Annotated in this window: 15 protein-coding genes; 4 read left to right on the forward strand and 11 right to left on the reverse strand. The window is 63.3% G+C overall.

Annotated elements, in window-relative coordinates:
* Positions 1-73: 73 nt before the first annotated feature.
* On the forward strand, positions 74-1234 hold the full coding sequence (locus tag IV454_RS14435) for a zinc-dependent alcohol dehydrogenase (RefSeq protein WP_206092003.1): 1161 nt from the start codon (positions 74-76) through the stop codon (positions 1232-1234).
* Positions 1235-1366: 132 nt separating this feature from the next.
* Here IV454_RS14435 and IV454_RS14440 read toward each other — a convergent pair whose 3' ends face one another.
* Together IV454_RS14440 and IV454_RS14445 are read right to left on the reverse strand one after the other, a co-directional pair.
* On the reverse strand, positions 1367-3112 hold the full coding sequence (locus tag IV454_RS14440; RefSeq protein ID WP_206092004.1) for an allantoate amidohydrolase: 1746 nt from the start codon (positions 3110-3112) through the stop codon (positions 1367-1369).
* 81 nt (positions 3113-3193) lie between these two features.
* Entirely contained in the window at positions 3194-4132 is a 939-nt protein-coding gene (locus tag IV454_RS14445; protein ID WP_054266540.1) for a LysR substrate-binding domain-containing protein, read from the reverse strand.
* A 122-nt stretch (positions 4133-4254) separates the two neighbouring features.
* On the opposite strand from IV454_RS14445, the gene IV454_RS14450 reads away from it, so the two are divergent.
* Together IV454_RS14450 and IV454_RS14455 are read left to right on the forward strand one after the other, a co-directional pair.
* Positions 4255-5472 carry a urate hydroxylase PuuD gene (locus tag IV454_RS14450; protein WP_206092005.1) on the forward strand — a complete coding sequence of 406 codons (1218 nt, stop codon included), beginning with the start codon at positions 4255-4257 and terminating at the stop codon, positions 5470-5472.
* Positions 5473-5483: 11 nt separating this feature from the next.
* A complete protein-coding gene (locus IV454_RS14455; RefSeq protein WP_206092006.1) occupies positions 5484-6725 on the forward strand; it encodes a M20/M25/M40 family metallo-hydrolase in 1242 nt (413 codons plus the stop codon).
* A gap of 389 nt (positions 6726-7114) precedes the next feature.
* Here IV454_RS14455 and IV454_RS14460 read toward each other — a convergent pair whose 3' ends face one another.
* From IV454_RS14460 to IV454_RS14480, 5 genes are all read right to left on the reverse strand, one after another.
* Positions 7115-9466 (reverse strand): S9 family peptidase, encoded by a 2352-nt coding sequence (locus IV454_RS14460; RefSeq protein WP_206092007.1) that lies wholly within the window; start codon positions 9464-9466, stop codon positions 7115-7117.
* A gap of 148 nt (positions 9467-9614) precedes the next feature.
* Positions 9615-10049, reverse strand: coding sequence for a DUF6691 family protein (locus IV454_RS14465; protein ID WP_206092675.1), 435 nt, complete (start codon positions 10047-10049; stop codon positions 9615-9617).
* Complete coding sequence (locus IV454_RS14470) at positions 10049-10483, reverse strand: YeeE/YedE family protein (RefSeq protein ID WP_206092008.1); 435 nt, start codon at positions 10481-10483, stop codon at positions 10049-10051. The genes IV454_RS14465 and IV454_RS14470 overlap by 1 nt, the downstream gene beginning before the upstream one ends.
* Positions 10464-10817, reverse strand: coding sequence for an ArsR/SmtB family transcription factor (locus IV454_RS14475; protein WP_206092009.1), 354 nt, complete (start codon positions 10815-10817; stop codon positions 10464-10466). Before IV454_RS14475 ends, IV454_RS14470 begins: the two co-directional genes overlap by 20 nt.
* A 285-nt stretch (positions 10818-11102) precedes the next feature.
* On the reverse strand, positions 11103-11369 hold the full coding sequence (locus IV454_RS14480) for a hypothetical protein (protein WP_054266547.1): 267 nt from the start codon (positions 11367-11369) through the stop codon (positions 11103-11105).
* 269 nt (positions 11370-11638) lie between these two features.
* On the opposite strand from IV454_RS14480, the gene IV454_RS14485 reads away from it, so the two are divergent.
* Positions 11639-12085 carry a hypothetical protein gene (locus IV454_RS14485; protein WP_206092010.1) on the forward strand — a complete coding sequence of 149 codons (447 nt, stop codon included), beginning with the start codon at positions 11639-11641 and terminating at the stop codon, positions 12083-12085.
* 113 nt (positions 12086-12198) lie between these two features.
* Here IV454_RS14485 and IV454_RS14490 read toward each other — a convergent pair whose 3' ends face one another.
* The 4 genes from IV454_RS14490 to IV454_RS14505 form a co-directional block, all read right to left on the reverse strand.
* Positions 12199-12702, reverse strand: a complete 504-nt coding sequence (locus tag IV454_RS14490; protein ID WP_206092011.1) for a DcrB-related protein — start codon at positions 12700-12702, stop codon at positions 12199-12201.
* 46 nt (positions 12703-12748) lie between these two features.
* On the reverse strand, positions 12749-13540 hold the full coding sequence (locus tag IV454_RS14495) for an ankyrin repeat domain-containing protein (RefSeq protein WP_206092012.1): 792 nt from the start codon (positions 13538-13540) through the stop codon (positions 12749-12751).
* A gap of 186 nt (positions 13541-13726) precedes the next feature.
* A complete protein-coding gene (locus IV454_RS14500) occupies positions 13727-14677 on the reverse strand; it encodes an alpha/beta hydrolase family protein (RefSeq protein WP_206092013.1) in 951 nt (316 codons plus the stop codon).
* A gap of 207 nt (positions 14678-14884) precedes the next feature.
* Entirely contained in the window at positions 14885-16477 is a 1593-nt protein-coding gene (locus tag IV454_RS14505; protein WP_206092014.1) for a GH39 family glycosyl hydrolase, read from the reverse strand.
* Positions 16478-16632 lie beyond the last annotated feature (155 nt).

A 16632-nucleotide genomic window follows, 5' to 3' on the forward strand; every position in this document is an offset into this window, starting at 1 on the left:
ACTCTCGAATTCTGCTGATTCGTGTGTAGGAGTTTGCTTGTTACGCTGTCCTTTTCCACGAGGAGGACAGTTCATGCGCGCTTTAACCTATCACGGCAGCAACGACGTCAAGGTCGACAACGTTCCCGATCCGATCTTGCAGGAGCCGGACGACATCATCCTGAAAGTGACTGCCACCGCGATCTGCGGATCGGACCTGCACATGTACCGCGGGAAGATCCCGGCGATGAAAAGCGGCGATATCCTGGGCCATGAGTTCATGGGCGAAGTTGTCGAGAAGGGGCCCGGCGTCACCAAGCTGGAAAAGGGCGACCGCGTGGTCGTGCCGTTCGTGATCGCGTGCGGCAGCTGCTTTTTCTGCGACATGAATCTGTATTCCGCCTGCGAGACGACCAATCCCGATCGTGGTTCGATCATGAACAAGAAAAGCCTGCGCTCTGGCGCGGCGCTGTTCGGGTTCAGTCATTTGTATGGCGGCGTGCCGGGCGGGCAGGCCGAATACGTGCGGGTGCCGAAGGCGAATGTCGGCCCGATCAAGATTCCGCTCACCTTGGCCGACGAGCAGGTGCTGTTTTTAAGCGATATTCTGCCGACCGGTTATCAGGCCGTGCTCAATACGGGCGTGGGCAAGGGCGGCAGCCTGGCGATTTTCGGTGCCGGGCCGGTCGGGCAGATGGCGGCGGCCAGTGCGCGCATGCTTGGGATCGAAAAGATTTTCATGGTCGACCATCATGCCTACCGGCTGGAATTCGCGCGCAAGACGTATGGCGTCATTCCGATCAATTTCGACGATTGCGACGCTGCGGAGTTCATCCTCGATCACACCGATGCGCGCGGCGTCGATGGCGTGGTGGAGGCGGTCGGCTTCGAGGCCAAGGGAAGTGCGGTGGAAACCGTCATGACCAACCTGAAGCTCGAAGGTAGCAGCGGCAAGGCGCTGCGCCAGTGCATCGCTGCCGTGCGGCGCGGTGGGACGGTTAGCGTGCCTGGCTTGTATGCCGGGTTTATTCACGGCTTCCTGTTTGGCGATATCTTCGAGAAGGGGATCGGGATCAAGGCGGGGCAGACGCACGTGCAGAAGCATATGCCGGAGCTGCTCAAGTTCATCGAGGAAGGCGAGCTGCATCCGAATGCGATTATCTCGCATCGCCTGAATTTGTCGCAGGCGGCGGAGGGGTACAGGATGTTCGATAAGAAGGAGGATGAATGCCGGAAGGTCGTGCTGACGCCATAGAACGTCATTCTCGCTGCTTGCAGAGGCTCCGTCGTTCCCGCGCAGGGCTAGGCGCCCCCACGGCAACCCAAGTTACATCTGGAGCCGTTAACTGTTCGACGGACTTGGGTTCCCGCCTGCGCGGGAACGACGCTATAGTAGGTTCTTCAAAAAATCGAGCAATACCTGCGCCGCCAGTTCGGCATCATCGCCCGTCATCGTCTCCAGCCGGTTATGGCTGATGCCTCCATTCCCGCACCGTGTAAACAACATCGCCACGTCGGTGATTTTCGCCATCGCCATCGCATCGTGCCCCGCACCTGAAGCGAGGTCGTAGCGCGGCAGGCCGGCGCGTTCGATTGCGTCGCCCAGTTGATCCATCAGCGCCGGCGCACATGGCGCCGCCGGTGCCGACACAATCTGCTCAATCTCCACTTCCACATGCCGGCGCCCGCAGATCGCCTCAATGCCATCCAATATCTCCTTGACGGCCGCGTGGCGCACGGCGTCGTCCGCCGCGCGGATGTCGAGCGACAGCTTGCAGTGGCCGGGAATCACATTCACCGACCCATTCGGTACCTGCAATTGTCCCACCGTGCCCACCAGCGATCCGGCCCCGCTGCAACGCCGCTCCACCAGCAGCACGATCTCCGCCGCCGCCGCAGCAGCATCCTTGCGCATGTTCATCGGCGTGGTGCCCGCATGGCTGGCCAGCCCGATCAGATCGACCAGGTAGCGCGAGCTGCCGGCAATCGCCGTCACCACGCCCACCGCCAGGCCGCGCTCCAGCAGCACCGGCCCCTGTTCGATATGCACCTCCACAAAACCCAGCAGATCGGCCGGATTGCGCGCGATGCCGTCAATCGCCGCGGGATGGTGGCCGGCGGCCGTCAGTGCCTGCAGCATGGACACACCGTCGGCGTCGACCTGCTCCAGCAGCGCCATGTCGAACTGGCCGATTACGGCATTACTGCCCAGGAAGGTGCTGCGAAAGCGGACGCCTTCTTCTTCCGCGAAGCCGACCACTTCGAGATGATAGGGCAGGCGTTCGCCGCGCTCGTGCAGGTGGCGCACCACCGCGATCGGCAGCAGGATGCCGAGGCGCCCGTCGTACTTGCCGCCATCGCGCACGGTATCGTAGTGCGAACCGGTCATCAGCGTCTTCGCATCCGGGTCAGCCGACAGATAGCGCCCGACCACATTGCCGACGGCGTCGATATAGGTTTCCATGCCGGCGTCGCGCATCCATTCGGCCAGTTGCGCGGCGGTGCGCTGGTGCACGCCGGTCATGTACGAGCACGTGAGGCCATCATCCGCTTCGCTCCATGCGCCGATGGTCTCGGCCCACTGCATCACGGTTGGGCCGAACATGGGCGTGAGCTTGAGCAGGTCGTTGATGCGCAGTTCGGCGATGCGGTGAATCTGACGCAGGCATTCGGCCATCTCGTCGGGGCGCTGGTTTTTAAGGCGCCGCGTGAACGTCTCGATGATGGCGCGGCGCGTCAGGCCGTTGCCGTCCGGGCCCTTGACCGCGAGGATGAACGGAAAGCCGAAGCGGGCGTTGTAGTCGGCATTGAGCTTGTGCAGGGTGGCGTATTCTTCCGCGCTGCACAGGTTCAGGCCGGACTTGGCTTGCTCATTGGTCGATTCCTGGGTCAACTCGCCCGCGATGGCCGCTTTGCCGGCCAGTTCGGGGTGGGCGCGGATCAGGCCAAGCTGTTCGTCGACGCTGGCCTTGGTCACCGCCGTTTGCAGCGCGTACTTGAGCGCCGCGACGGTGGCGAAAGGGCGCCCGGACAATGCGCGTTCCGGAATCCACGGCGAGTGTTCGTAAATGCCGTGCAGGGTGCCGACAAAGGTCGCCGCATCGCAGCTGTTCAAATCCGTCAATGTAGTCATGTTTCGGTATTCCATCCTTGATGATCGATCATAAGTGCTGGCCGCGTTATGCACATACGAACCAGCTGATAACCGCTATCGCTACTTCTGCACCAGCGCCTTGGCCGCCGCGCTGACCTGGTCGCGCAGCCATTTGTGCTCGGGCGCCTGGTGCACGCGCTCGTGCCACAACTGATAAAACCGCATTGGCGGGAACTTGACCGGCACCGTGAAGCTCTTGAGTGGCAGCGTCTTTTCGTAAAAACGCATGAACTGGCGGCCGGTGGTCAGTACCAGGTCGGTCTGCGTCAGCATATACGGAATCAGGCCGAAATAGGCCGATTCCACCGCCACCGTACGCTGCATGCCCTGGCGTTCGAGGAAGGAGTCGATCACGCCGTGGTAACCGGGCAGCATCTGCGACGGCGCCACGTGGGGCAGGGACAGGTAGTCCTCGATCGTCATCGCGTCGCTGGCCGTGCGTTTGGCGTACGGGCTGTCGGCGCGCATGGTGCAGATGATCGGGTCTTCGAACAGCTTGGAGATGTGCAGGTGGGCGGGCGGTTCGTCCCAGTTGGCGATGACGAGATCCATGTCGCCGTCCGACAGCATGCGGATGTAATCCACGCCGCCGCCCAGGCTGTGGATGACCACGCGGCTGTTGGGCGAACCGCGCCGCAGCGCCGCCACCACGTTCGGCAAAAACTGGCTGTCGAGGTAATCCGGCGCGGCGATGTGGAAGGTGCGCGCTTCTTCCTGCGGCACGAAGGGCGACTTTTTGACAAACAGGCTCTCGGTTTCGTCGAGGATGCGCTTGGCCGGCTTGAGCAGGCTCTCGCCATGCTGGGTCGGCACCATGCCGCGCGCGCCGCGCACCAGCAGCGGGTCGCCGGTCAGTTCGCGCAGTTTGCGCAGCGATGCCGAGATCGAGGGCTGCGGCTGATTGAGCTTGAGCGCCACGCGCGAAACGTTTTTTTCGACCAGCAGCAGGTACAAAATGCGGATCAGGTGCAGGTCGAGGTGTTGGGGAAGGCTGGACATCGGTATGTATATGAATTCGAGTATGTCGAATATACGCCATATTTCATGTTGTCGCACTTGAATCAGTTTATCTTGGGTAAAATCGCGCTACTATCGCCGCAGCCCACGCAACAAGGAACCCCATGGAAGTGTTCGGATACCTGATCCCCTACGGCCTAGACTGGCTCAACCTCATCGTGCGCTGGCTGCACGTCATCACCGGCATCGCCTGGATCGGCGCCTCGTTTTACTTCGTCTGGCTGGACAACACCATCCGCCCACCGGCGCCCGGTTCCGACCTCGCCAGGAAAGGCGTGTCGGGCGAATTGTGGGCGGTGCATGGCGGCGGCTTCTACAACCCGCAGAAATACCTGGTCGCGCCGGCGGAACTGCCGAAGGAACTGCACTGGTTTAAGTGGGAAGCCTATTCCACCTGGCTGTCCGGTATTGCGCTGCTCACCATCGTCTACTACTTCAATGCGCAGGCGATGATGGTCGATAAGGCCGTGGCGGACCTCGGTTCGTGGCAGGCGATCGGCATCGGCATCGGTAGCCTGGTGGTCGGCTGGACGGTGTACGACCTGCTGTGCCGCTCCCCGCTAGGTCAGCGCGAAATGCCGTTCGGGATCGTGATGTTCCTGTTCCTGGTCGCCAGCGCGTATGTGCTGAACAAATACCTGAGCGGGCGCGCGGCGTACATCCACGTGGGCGCCATGATCGGCACCATGATGGTGGCCAATGTGCTGATGCTGATCATTCCGGGACAGCGCAAGATGGTGGCCGCGATGATGGCGGGCCAGAAGCCGGACCCGATTCACGGCCTCAAGGCCAAGCAGCGCAGCGTGCATAACAACTACTTCACCTTGCCGGTCCTGTTCATCATGATCAGCAATCACTACGCCATGACGTACCGCCACGAGCATGCGTGGGCGGTGCTGGCCGGGATCATGGCGGCGGGGGTGTTGATCCGCCATTTCTTCAACCTGCGCCACAAGGGCCGGGTGGAGTGGAAGTATCCTGCGGCCGGCGTGGCGCTGCTGCTGGCGGTGGCCATTGCGATCGCGCCCAAGGCGCCTGCCGCTGCGGTTGCCGGTACCGATCCGGCGGCGCAGTTCGCGCAGGTGCAGGCCATCATCACGCAGCGCTGCGCCACGTGCCACGCCGAGCGTCCGACCCAGCCAGGGTTTGCCAGCGCACCGGCCGGCATCATGCTGCACAACGCGGCACTGATACACCAGAACGCGGCGAAGATTTATCAGCAGTCGGTGCAACTCAAGGCCATGCCGCTCGCGAACCTGACCAACATGACCGATTCCGAGCGCGCGCAGGTCGCTGCGTGGTTTGAAGCCGGCGCCAAATAGGAAGAACAGCAATGACAATGCAAGTACAAGAAAAACTGATCGACTGGATCGACGCCCACTTCGACGAGCAGGTGGCGTTTTTGCAGCAGGTGATCCGGATTCCGACCGACACGCCGCCGGGGAACAACGCGCCGCACGCGGATGCCGTGGCCGCGATGGTGGAAGCATTCGGCTGGAGCGCCGAGAAGCACGCGGTGCCGGCGCAGGCGGTGCGCGATTACGGCATGGAGAGCATCACTAACCTGATCGTGCGCCGGCCCTATGCGGCGGGCGGGCCGACCATCGCGCTCAATGCGCATGGCGACGTGGTGCCGCCGGGCGAAGGCTGGGTGCATCCGCCGTATGGTGGCGTGGTCGAAGATGGCTTCATTTACGGGCGCGCGGCGGCGGTGTCGAAGAGCGATTTTTCGACGTATATATTTGCCGTGCGCGCACTGGAAGCGCTGGGCGTGCCGCTCAAGGGCGGGCTTGAACTGCATTTCACCTACGACGAGGAATTCGGCGGTTTGCTGGGGCCGGGCTGGCTGCTTGAGCAAAAACTGACCAAGCCCGATTTCGTCATCGCGGCGGGCTTCAGCTACAACATCGTTACGGCGCATAACGCCTGCCTGCAGCTGGAAATTACGGTGCACGGCAAGTCGGGGCATGGCGCAATGCCGGAGACCGGGCACGATGCGCTGCAGGCTGCAACGCGCATCCTGAATGCGATTTACGGACAGCTGCCGGAACTTAAAAAAATCAAGTCGAAAGTGGCGGGGATCGATTCGCCGACCATGCTGGTGGGCCGCATCGATGGCGGCACCAACACCAACGTGGTGCCGGGGAAGGTCGTGATGAAGATGGACCGCCGCATGATTCCGGAAGAAGATCCGGTCGCGGTGGAGGCGCAGGTGAGGGCGTTGATCGAGGATGCCGTGCGCGGCGAGCCGGGCATCCGGGTCGAGATCAGGCGCTTGCTGCTGTCGCACGCGCTGCGGCCGTTGCCGGGGTCGGAGAAGCTGGTGGCGAGCTTGCAGAAGAATGGCAGGCAGGTGATCGGCGAGGAGATTCCGGCACAGGGCACGCCGCTGTATGCGGATGCCCGTTTGTATGGCGAGCACGGGATACCGGCGGTGCTGTATGGCGCGGGGCCGCGCACGGTGCCGGAATCGAATGCGAAGAAGGCGGATGAACGCCTGGCGTTGGAGGATTTGCGCAAGGCGACCAAGGTGGTGGCGTTGACGTTGCTGGATTTTCTTGCAGTTAGCGATTAGGCCGTCGCACTCCATTACGTCGTTCCCGCGCAGGCGGGAACCCAAGTACCACAGCGACAGGTGGATCGAAAAACTTGGGTTCCCGCCTCTCCAGGAACTAGTCTTTGCCGCTAATTTGAGCAGCTTTGCGACTACAAACCTCGAAACCGTCGCTCCCGCGCAGGCGGAAACGCATGCGTTTCCCCCATAGCACCGTCGATATACGAATGTGCTATGGATTCCCGCCTGCGCGGGAAGTCATTTCTGCCAATGGCAGGAATGACGGAGCTTAGGTTAGCGCCATTTGGAAGCGCCCTCGCACTTTGCACAGTTCCAAGAGATTTGAGGAGTTTCATAGAAACTGGGACCTGCGCGGGAACGACGTGGGTTAGCGGTAAGTGCGCGGACCGTTACTTCAACGTCCGCTCAAACAGCTGGTAAATCCGGCGATACTGGTCATACCAGCTCTCCGGCTGCACGAACGCGTGGCGCTCCAGCGGATAGCTGGCCAGTTCCCAGTGATCCTTTTTCAGCTCGATCAAGCGCTGCGCGATGCGCACCGAATCCTGATAGAACACGTTATCGTCCACCATCCCGTGCGAGATCAGCAGGTGCCCGCGCAGCTTGTCGGCGTACTCGATCGGTGACGACTTGCGGTACGCCTCCGGATCGAGATCGGGCGTATTGAGGATGTTCGCGGTGTACTCGTGGTTATACGTCGTCCAGTCGGTCACCGGCCGCAGCGCCGCGCCTGACTTGAACATGTCCGGCTCACGCATCAGCGCCATGAACGTCATGAAGCCGCCGTAACTGCCACCGTACACGCCCACGTTCTTCAAATCGCCCTGGTGGTTCGCGGCCATCCAGTTCACGCCATCCACATAATCCTCCAGCTCCGGATAACCCATCTGGCGATAGATCGCGGTGCGCCACGCGCTCCCGTAGCCTTTCGACGCACGGTAGTCCAGATCGAGCACGATGTAGCCCTTCTCGACCAGCAGGTTGTGGAACATCTGCTCGCGGAAGTACACCGGATAGCGCTTGCTCACATTCTGCAGGTAGCCTGCGCCGTGCACGAACATCACGATCGGATACTTCTTGCCCGGTTCCAGGGTCGCCGGACGATACAGCTTGCCCCAGATCTGCCCCGCGCCCTTGGTCGACGGCACGGCCACGTACTGCGGCTCGATCCAGCTGCGCGCCTTGAACTCGGGCGAGCGCGTATCGGTCAGCTTGACCGGCGCGCCGCCGCCGACGGCGACGGTCGCCAGCTGCGTCGGCATGTAGCTCGACGAATAGTGCACCAGCAGTTTGCGTTCGTCCGGCGACAGCGCAAATTGCTCCACGCCTTCGAGCGCGGTCACTTCACGCAGTTTTGCGTCACTGGCCGAGACCGAGCACACTTCATACGTGCCCGGATTGTTCGGGTTGCACATCATGAAAGCCGTGGCGCCATCGGCCGACCACTGGATGCGGGTCGCTTCCCACTTGCCCTGCGTGAGCGCGCGCGTCCTGCCATCGCTGGCGCGGGTGTACAGGTGTGCGTAGCCGCTTTCTTCGGACAGGTACCACAGCGTGCTGTTATCGGGCAGCCAGCCGAATTCGTTGTTGCCCGAGTTGACCCAGGCCTTGTCGGTGACCCGGTGAACGGGTTTTAGCGTGGCGCCGGCCAGGTCGACGGTGGCGATCCAGCGGTCCTTGTTGTCGGCGGCGCGCAGCATCACGGCCACGCCGGTGCCGTTGCGGTTCCATTCGACCGCGGCGCCGTCGTCGTCCACGCGCACCACGCGGTTGCCTTTCAGCTCGGGCAGCTTTTGCGCCTTGCGCAGGTCGGCCAGCGGATCGACGGTAATGCCGGGCAGGGTGTCGAAGGACAGGTCGCGCATCTCGCGCGTGGCCAGGTTGACCAGCTTGAGCGTATGCGCGACCGGCGCGTTGCGGCCCACGCGCGGACGCTGGTCGTCGAATTCTTCGTAGCCCGATTCGGTCACGTAGCGCGGCAGCTTGCCGATCCGGCCCTTGTCGGTGGCCTTGGGCGCGGTCACCAGCAGCAGCCAGCGGCCGTCCGGCGACAGGGCGCTGCCGTCGATGACGACCTTCTCGCCCAGGTAGATCGGCGCCGGTGCGCGCGTGGGATCGGCGCGGCGTTCCTGTTCGGCGCGCTCGCGCCCCGCGTCGCGGTCATCCTTCTGGCGCTTGAGCGTGGAGATCAGGCGCAGCTGCAAATCGCGCAGGTTGTCGGCATCCGGCGCGGCGTCGGGGTCCTTGGTGGCGCGCGCCGCGGCCAGCGGCGAGATCAGGCGGTCGGCGCGTTTCCAGCCGAGCCATTCATGGCCGACGCGGAACTGCACGCTGAGGCCATCGGCGGAATATTGGGGCGACGCCAGGCCGCTGCTGCCGCGCGTGATCTGGGTCAGGGCGCCGCTTTTGAGGTCGCGCTCGAACAGGTCGCCATTGCGCAGCATGATGGAGCGGGTGTGCTCGCGGTTGTAGATGACCTTGTCGCTGTCCAGGTTGGCCAGTTCGGCGTCGCCGGCCAGGCGCGGTTTTCCGGGCGCGGCCTGGTAGATGTCGCGCAGCTGGGAACCGATGCGCTTCTGCTTGTAAAACACCTGTTTGCCATCCCAGCTCCACCAGGCGGTTTCCGCCGGCGTGCCGATCCAGTCGGGGTGGGCCATCGCCTGATCGAGGCTGATGGGCGTGGCGGCGACGGCGGGGATCGCCCACATCGCGGCCAGGAGGGGAAGGACAAATAGGCGCATGGTAAATACAATTCGAGAGAAAATGAAAGGAAATGCGGGAAGTTGCAGGATCGCATTCTAGCGCAGGCGCGGCGGGGTGTGGGCGGCTTGACGGCCGTGCGTTTTCCGCGTGCACGAGCGTGCCCGGCGCGCGACGCCGCCGTCGTGTTTACGGGACGCGGCGCGCCTTGCGGATCGATTCGATCAATTCAAAGAGGAGCATCCCGCCCAGCATGGCGGCCACGAACAGCAAGGCATCGCCGCCGCCGGTCGCCAGCGAGGCCAGCGCGGGGCCCGGGCAGTAGCCGGCCACGCCCCAGCCGGCGCCGAAGGTCAGCGCGCCGGTCAGCAGGCGCCGGTCGATCTTGCGTGCGCCGGGCAGGTGCAGCGCTGTGCCCAGCAAGGTCGTCGAGCGCCGCGCCGCGATGCGGAAGGCGATCGCCGCCACCGGAATGGCGCCGGCCATCACCAGGGCCAGGGCGGGATTGAAGTCGCCGGCAAGGTCCAGGAAACCGATCACCTTGGCCGGGTCGGTCATGCCCGACAGGATCAGGCCAAGGCCGAAAACCAGGCCGCTGAGGAAGGCTGCGCCGGCGTATTTCATCACGCGCCCGATCCGAACAGATGGCGCAGCACGAAGACGGTAAGGAAGCCGGCCAGCATGAAGGCGGCGGTCGCGGCCAAGGAGCGGGGCGACAGGCGCGCCATGCCGCACACGCCGTGCCCGCTGGTGCAGCCGGCGCCGTAGCGGGTGCCCAGTCCGACCAGCAGACCGCCCACGATCAGGCTCGCCTTGCCGGCCTCGACGTGCACCGGGGGCAGCGGCGCGAACAGCGCGAACACCAAGGGCGAGAGCACTAGTCCCAGAAGAAAGGCAATGCGCCAGCCGAGTTCGCTACGAACCGGACGCAGCAGCCCGCCGAGGATGCCGCTGATGCCGGCGATGCGGCCATTGAGCAACAGGAACATGGCGGCGGCAAGGCCGATCAGGGCGCCGCCTGCCAGCGCGCGGAGAAGGTCAGGATTGAGCGGTGGCATTTTTTTGTTTCTCCGAGGTGGGCGAACAGAACTGCTGATACAACACATCCATGACGGCCGTCGCCTGCGCGCTGCTGAGCGAGTAGAAAATCTGCTTGCCGGCGCGCCGGGTGCTGACCAGTTGCTCGTTGCGCAGCACGGTGAGCTGCTGCGACAGTGTCGGCTGGCGAATGCCGGTCAGTTGTTCCAGTTCGCCAACGTTGCGCTCATGGTGAGACAGCTGACACAGCAGGAGCAGGCGGTCGCGGTTGACCAGCACTTTCAGCAGGGCGCAGGCCATGTCCGCGCCTTCGGTGAAGCGTTCAAGGTCAAATGGATTGTCGGGCTTGGACATGAGTCGTGTGCGTCATTCAATATGTATTTCAATAATATATCATGAAATAAAGTATTTGAGCGTGAACTATTGCAAGCGGCAGACCGGGTACTGGAGGGAAGGGGCGTGTTTGTGCGCCGCAGGGGGCGGCGCCGTACGTGAAAACGGCCGCGAGTGCGGCCGTTGAGTTTTATGCGTCGTGCTGGTCTTGCTCCGGCTCAGGGCCGTCGCGGAAGAAGATGGCAATGCGTACGACAAAGGCGATGGCTGCCAGGGCGCCCGGGAGATATTCGATCACTTCCATGATCAACCCCGCGATGCCAGATTGCGCAGCTCGGCCGCCAGGCTCGGATGCATGTGCTGGTAGGCGTTTGCCATGACGAGCAGCTTGCGATGGCTGCGCATGCGCGCCCGGTCGTTCTGAGCCGGCTTGACCGCCACTTCCTGCGCGATGAACTGGCGCTCTTGCGCTGCAAACAGCGCTGCGGCAAAGGCACGCGCCGCATTGCTGACGTCGGCCAGGTAATGGCGGAAGCCTTGGTTCGTCGGTTGGGTGTAGGTGGCGCTGCTCATGTGGAACTCTCCTGGGGATTAAATTGCGTTGTTGCAGTGCAGTATAAGAGAGTCCGAGCTATAAAGAAAATTTCGATTTATGATGCCTCATATCACAAATATCAATAACACCGATTTTCTGCCTATATGCATTATTCGCGCCAGTGATGTTGCTGGGCAATATAAAATGTCCGTATATCAATATGAATAAACGGGCAAACGAAGGTCCTGGATGGCTGTCCAAGTAGCATGCGCCATGCTGCCCGCATGGCCCCTTCCAGAAAGGATGAATGATGAAGCTGAAGACCTTGAAACATGTCGCGGCGGGGATATCGCAGTCTTTCGTCAGCCGCAACAACGATGTGGGCGGCTACTGGGCGCTCGGCGAGCTATATAAGGAGTGCAGCGCTCCTGATTACGCTTTTCTGTTGTCGTTGCTCGATGGTATTTCCATTCCGTCTACGCCGGCCGCGTCGCAGGTCGTCAAAAACTATGCGATGTTTTTGCAACGCGCCTTGGTCAGCCAGGGCATTGCGTTGGGGGAATTGGAAGACGCCAATGTGTTTATTCAGTTCGACACCGCGTCACCGGAACGCGCGCTCGATGTGCAATGCCAGGGCGACCCTTTCTTGTGCATCGTGACCTTGAGCACGTGGCAAGGCAAGACGGCGGTCGCGCACGCGTTCGGGCGCTGCCTGCGCAATCGGTGGGGCATGTTCAGCCGTCGTGCCCTATAGGGGTGTGGCAGGCGCGCCTTGACGCGCCGCCAGAGATATCCCCCGATCCCGTACTCGACGTTTCTGTCGCGGCGCTGCGGGCAGTTTCCGGCGTGGCTGCGTTGCCTCGGGTTTTACACCTCGGTAGGGGCAGTGCCGCCATCGGTGCCGGCGGGCGGTGCAAAACTGTCGAGCCAATTGCGCCAGAGGGTTTCAAAACGTTCGTCGAAGGGGCGCGCGGTGGCGGCGGTGAGGATCAGCGCGCGCTTCGGCCCGATCAAAAAGGCGGCCTGGCGCTGGCGTATCGTCTGGGCCCCGTTCTTGTACTGGGCCTCGATCCGTTCGCCCAGCATTTCCGGCTGGTGCGCGCCAAGGCGCTCTTGCGCGCGGTCCAGCAGCTTGTGGCTGGACAGGCGCGCCTTGAGCAGGCCAAGCTGACGGTCGACATAGGTGGCGAGGGTTTCGCCGTCGGCCAGCCAGTCGCGCGCGATGCTCAGGTTGGGCTGGTTCTGCAGGTCGGCCGGTACGAAGATATTGGTGGTGTTGTCCTGATAGCCCGGTGGCAGGCCGATGCTGCCTTCGTGGATGCCGACCCGGGGCGCCGGGTCCGTGCTGTTTGCTGCTGTATTCTCGCTCATGCGCTGGGTCCGTTTTCTGGCAATCAAAAAATAATCGGCGATGGTGCTATTTGGTCGAGTAGCGCGGCGGCGTGCCGTTGTCGGCGCAATGCGGCGGACGCTGGCCGATGCAGCGCTCCAGCATCGCGACGATGTCGGGCAGGGCGCGCCGGCGCGCGATGGCCAGCGCATTCTCGCCGCGCCCGTTGCGCAGGGCCGGGTCGGCGCCCTGGTCCACCAGGAACGCCGTCAGATCGCGCTTGCCGGCTTCGATGGCCAGCATCAGCGGGGTGCTGGCCCCGATGGCGGGTTGGTCGATCATGGCGCCCAGCTTGAGCATCATGTCGGCCAGCGCCGCCTGCGCGCGCGGGTCGGCGCTGTGGGCGCTGTTGGCCAGGTGGTGCAAGGCGGTGTTGCCGTCGTCGTCGCGCTGGCGCGTGTCGGCGCCGCGTTCGAGCAGGGCGCTGGCGGCCGGCCACTGGCCGTTGGCCAGCGCCGCGCGCAGCGCCGTGCCGCCTTGCGCGTCACGCGGCGCATCGAGCACGGCGCCGGCCTGGTGCAGCATGTGGATGGCGTCCACATCGCCGCCGGCCGCCGCCACGATCAAGGGCGTGACGCCGCCATGGCAGGTATTCGGATTGTCGCCGTCGGCGAGGATTTTTTTCAGCGCGGGGCGGCGGTCCTTGCCGAGGGCGCCGAAGATGCGCGGCGCACCGGCGGCTTTGTCGGCTCCCTTGGCTGCGTCGCCGGCGGGGCAGCGCTGCTGTGCGAACGGTTGAGCGGGCAGGGGGGCCGCGGCCGCCATCGGCACGGTCAGCATGCAGGCGGCCAGCGTGGCGAGGCGGGCGGCATCATTCATTGCGTGGCGGCGCACGGCGGTTTGTTGGCATGCATGCTGATGGCTGTTCCAGGTTGGTCCCGGGATATGCTCCCGACGATGTGTGCAATATTAAAAAAACAAGATGAATTCTAACAAACCATCTTATGGAAGACAATTTCTATTGGACACAGCGGGGGGCGGGCAGGTGCGCGCGCCCCGTGACGCTTACTGGGGACTTATTTCTGTCGCCGACAAGGTGATGCTGGTGGCGGCGCCGCTGTCGGCAAGGATTTTTTGCGCGATCACCCGGTTTGCCGGCGCCAGCACGCTGAAGTGATCCGCGCCCTTGACCGGAACGAAGCGGATTTGCGGGTTGTGCGTGGCGCCGCGCATGGCGAGCAGCGAGTCGATATTCCCACCCGCGCCTTCGATCACGAACACCGGCGAGCGCACCGATTCGAGCCAGCGTCCGGGCGAGCGCAGCGCCGCTTCGCGCGGATCGGCGGGATTGAAGCTCGTGAAGCGTCCGCCGTAGCCGTCGATGTCAGCGACCGGCCCAAAGCAAAACACGGCGCGAAAGCGGGTCGAGACCTCGGCGGTGAGCAGCGCCAGGGTGCCGCCGGTACTGTGCCCGCCCAGGTAGATCCGGTCCGGGTCGACGTACGCTTGTTTGGCCAGGTAGGCCGCGGCGGCGAGCACGTCGTCGACTTCGCCGAGGAAGCCTTCATGGACGCCGGGATTGTCGTTGCCGCCCCTGAGCGCGGGGAACATCATGACGATGCCCGCCTTGCGATAGGCGCTCGCGCTCTGCTCATTGTTGACCGGGTTGGGCGACCAGACATCGCCGATGGTGTTGGAGTCGCCGCCGGTCATCCAGATGATGGCCGGATGCTTTTTGCCGTCGTTCGGATCGGGCGTGAGGTAAGCACCCAGTTTGCCCGGGGCGGCCTCGTAACGTACGAGCTTGAAGATGTCGGCGGGCGGCGCGGGGATGGGCTCTTGCTGGCGCAGCTTGCGGACCGGGGTGGTGCGAAAGCCTTTGCGGGCGTCGGCCAGGGTCGTCGCATCGGCCGCTTTGGCGGCGGGAACGGATGGGGACTGGGCGGCCGCCAGCGAAGGGGCGCCAAGGGCGGCGGATAGCGCGAACAGGAGGGCGGGCAAGCGGGGCGAATTCATGATCCATCCTTCAGGAGCGACGCGGTGGCGTCGGCAGGCATTGCGGGGCAAGCGCGCGGCGTGAAGCACCGTGCGCTCGGGCGCGTTGCGCGGACGGGGGAGGTAAGGAAAGGCGGGTTCTCCGGCGCAGCAACCTTTGCAATATAGAAAACCCTGGAGGGTCTGGCAAGGGTTTTTAGTGCGACGCCGGCGGGAAGCGCATGCGTTTCAGTGAACGGTCCGACGTGCGGCCGGCTTGCCGGCACTGAGCTCCAGCAGGACCACATCGTTTTCGCGCACGGGCAGTTGCATGGTGAAGCGCCCGCTGGCGCCGACCCGCACCGTTCTTTGCTCGTCGGGCTTGCCGCTGGCGAGCGATGCCAAGGCCGCGACCTGGCTTTTCCCCAGCTGTTTCGGCGACCCCATGCCGATGTACGCGGTGAAGGCATCGTTGCGCTTGTAGCCGACCGTGGAGATCGTGAGCGTATAGGTGCCGGTTTTCAGGCCATTCATCCTGACGTCGACCTTGCCCTTGTCCCTGGGCGGCAAGTCCTTGATGAAATACTGCTGGTTGTTGACGCCCTCCGGCAAGGTGCGCGTGTAATCCCACAGCAGCAGCTGGACCTTGCCATGTTGGTCGGTGGTGGCGAACGATTGCGTGTCGCTGTTTTTCAGCGCGGTCGGCGCAAGCTGGTTGAGGAACTGATAGGCAAAATAGGCGGGCTTCTTGATCCCCTGGGTATTCATCAGGCCGAAGCCGCCGTGGAAGGCTTCCATGCGCGGCCCGGCTTCCTCGAAAATATCGGTGAACACCCAATACGACATCGATTGCGCCGCGCCGCCGACCTGCTTGAGTTTTTGCAGGATGTACGCGGCCTGGTGGTAGCTGTCGTGCGTGGGGTCGGCCGGCGTGTACGAGGAACTCCATTCGGTGTAATGCAGTTCCAGATCGGGCATGGCCGATGCCGCGATTTGCTTGCGGTTCCTGATCACGTCGGCGCTGACCGCATCGTCATCCTTGCTCAGCACCGTGCCGGTGGTGCCATATTCGTCGAGGAAGCCTTGATTGACGCCGTAAGTGTGGGTGCTGACGAAATCGAGCGGTACCGCATTGCTGGCGCAGTAAGCGATCATTTCCGGTATCCACGCGGCGCCTGCGGTGGCAGGGCCGCCCACCTTGTAATTGGCGCCCACGCTCTTGATCGCGCGCGCGGCATGGCGGTACAGCTTGAAGTAGTCGTCCTGCGATCCGGCCCAGAAGCCGTCCAGGTTCGGTTCGTTCCACACCTCAAAATACCAGCTGGCCACTTCTTGCGCGCCGTAGCGTTCGGTGAAGTGTGCGGCCAGGGCTTTGATCAGGCGTTCCCAGGCGGCGTAGTCTTTCGGCGGGGTGACGTTGCCACGCCACCAGAAGACTGTTTTGTCGCCGCTGGCCATCTGCGAGGGCATGAAGCCCAGTTCGACGAAGGGTTTGATGCCGATGCTCAGCAGATAATCGTACAGCGCATCCACGTACTGGAAGTTGTATTGTTCCTTGCCCTGAGGATCAACCCGGTACACGGCCATGTCATCGGAGAGCAGGCCGTGCATGCGGATATATTTGAATCCCGCATCGCGCTTGGCCTGGGCCAGCTGCTGCTGCCAGTCGGCGCGCAAGCCCTCGTTGGCGCGGCCGGCGCCGATGGAAAAATTGAAAGCCGGGTCGAAGCGCCCCGCGATGGCCTTGGTATCGAGTTCGATCACGCGCGTTTGCGCCCGGCCCGCCAGCGGCAAGGCCAACATGGCACTGAGCAGGAAAACGCCGATATGCTTTAGACTCATGTGTCGCTCTCCGCGCAAGTAAGGATCAAGGTGTCCTGCATTCTGGAAGAGGGGCGCTGGCGCCGCAATCGTGAAAACTGCGTTTGCGCGTTATGAAATCCGCCAGCGGCAGCCGCCAGGCATCGATGTGCGGACAGCATGGTGCCCGCGGTTGG

Source organism: Massilia antarctica (assembly GCF_015689335.1).
GTDB classification, from domain to species: domain Bacteria; phylum Pseudomonadota; class Gammaproteobacteria; order Burkholderiales; family Burkholderiaceae_D; genus Telluria_A; species Telluria_A antarctica.

Bases quoted from the DNA above. Each gene is read 5' to 3' on its own strand.
- IV454_RS14435 (WP_206092003.1), top strand. From the start codon at position 74: ATGCGCGCTTTAACCTATCACGGCAGCAACGACGTCAAGGTCGACAAC.
- IV454_RS14440 (WP_206092004.1), bottom strand. From the start codon at position 3,112: ATGACTACATTGACGGATTTGAACAGCTGCGATGCGGCGACCTTTGTC.
- IV454_RS14445 (WP_054266540.1), bottom strand. From the start codon at position 4,132: ATGTCCAGCCTTCCCCAACACCTCGACCTGCACCTGATCCGCATTTTG.
- IV454_RS14450 (WP_206092005.1), top strand. From the start codon at position 4,255: ATGGAAGTGTTCGGATACCTGATCCCCTACGGCCTAGACTGGCTCAAC.
- IV454_RS14455 (WP_206092006.1), top strand. From the start codon at position 5,484: ATGACAATGCAAGTACAAGAAAAACTGATCGACTGGATCGACGCCCAC.
- IV454_RS14460 (WP_206092007.1), bottom strand. From the start codon at position 9,466: ATGCGCCTATTTGTCCTTCCCCTCCTGGCCGCGATGTGGGCGATCCCC.
- IV454_RS14465 (WP_206092675.1), bottom strand. From the start codon at position 10,049: ATGAAATACGCCGGCGCAGCCTTCCTCAGCGGCCTGGTTTTCGGCCTT.
- IV454_RS14470 (WP_206092008.1), bottom strand. From the start codon at position 10,483: ATGCCACCGCTCAATCCTGACCTTCTCCGCGCGCTGGCAGGCGGCGCC.
- IV454_RS14475 (WP_206092009.1), bottom strand. From the start codon at position 10,817: ATGTCCAAGCCCGACAATCCATTTGACCTTGAACGCTTCACCGAAGGC.
- IV454_RS14480 (WP_054266547.1), bottom strand. From the start codon at position 11,369: ATGAGCAGCGCCACCTACACCCAACCGACGAACCAAGGCTTCCGCCAT.
- IV454_RS14485 (WP_206092010.1), top strand. From the start codon at position 11,639: ATGATGAAGCTGAAGACCTTGAAACATGTCGCGGCGGGGATATCGCAG.
- IV454_RS14490 (WP_206092011.1), bottom strand. From the start codon at position 12,702: ATGAGCGAGAATACAGCAGCAAACAGCACGGACCCGGCGCCCCGGGTC.
- IV454_RS14495 (WP_206092012.1), bottom strand. From the start codon at position 13,540: ATGAATGATGCCGCCCGCCTCGCCACGCTGGCCGCCTGCATGCTGACC.
- IV454_RS14500 (WP_206092013.1), bottom strand. From the start codon at position 14,677: ATGAATTCGCCCCGCTTGCCCGCCCTCCTGTTCGCGCTATCCGCCGCC.
- IV454_RS14505 (WP_206092014.1), bottom strand. From the start codon at position 16,477: ATGAGTCTAAAGCATATCGGCGTTTTCCTGCTCAGTGCCATGTTGGCC.